The organism is Methylobacterium sp. WL103 (assembly GCF_008039885.1).
Classification (GTDB): Bacteria; Pseudomonadota; Alphaproteobacteria; order Rhizobiales; family Beijerinckiaceae; genus Methylobacterium; species Methylobacterium cerastii.
Genome location: NZ_VRUX01001210.1, coordinates 1 through 574, shown reverse-complemented (window position 1 = coordinate 574; position 574 = coordinate 1). Strand labels below are relative to the sequence as shown.

1 protein-coding gene is annotated in these 574 nt (G+C 71.4%); it reads right to left on the bottom strand.

From position 1 onward, the window contains the following. A partial coding sequence (ruvA, locus tag FV222_RS28665; protein ID WP_147816499.1) for a Holliday junction branch migration protein RuvA occupies positions 1-352 on the bottom strand: 352 nt, incomplete at its 3' end. Positions 353-574: the final 222 nt, after the last annotated feature.

Genomic DNA, 574 nt, shown 5'->3' with positions numbered 1-574 from the left:
GGCCGACGCCGGGCGCGCGGGCGATCGCGGTCTTGTCGCCGAGCGCGATCGCCGAGGCGAGCTGCGGCGGCTCCAGCACCGAGAGCAGCCCGAGCGCCACCTTCGAGCCGACGCCCTGCACCGTCTGGAGCAGGCGGAACCACTCGCGCTCGGCGTCCGAGCGGAAGCCGTAGAGCCGGATCATGTCCTCGCGCACATGCGTCTCGATCGAGAGGTCGGCCGGCTCGCCGGCCTTGGGCATGCGCTGCAGCGTGCGCGCCGAGCAATGCACCACGTAGCCGACGCCCTGCACGTCGAGGATGACGAAGTCCTCGCCGAAGGAGTCGACCACGCCCTTGAGCTTCCCGATCATGAGATTCCGATCATCCGCGCCGCGCGTCCCGCCCGATCTGCGCTGCCTACAGAATGCCGCCCCGCGCCGCCATCCACGGCGTCGGCCGCGGCGCGAGCCTTGAGAGCGGCCAAGCTTCGTGAGATCACGGCCCGGAAACCTTCGGTCACAGACACAGGCGATCCCGATGCGCGGACCTCTGCTCCTCCTGGCGTTCGCGCTCGCCCTCGCGCCGGCGCGGGC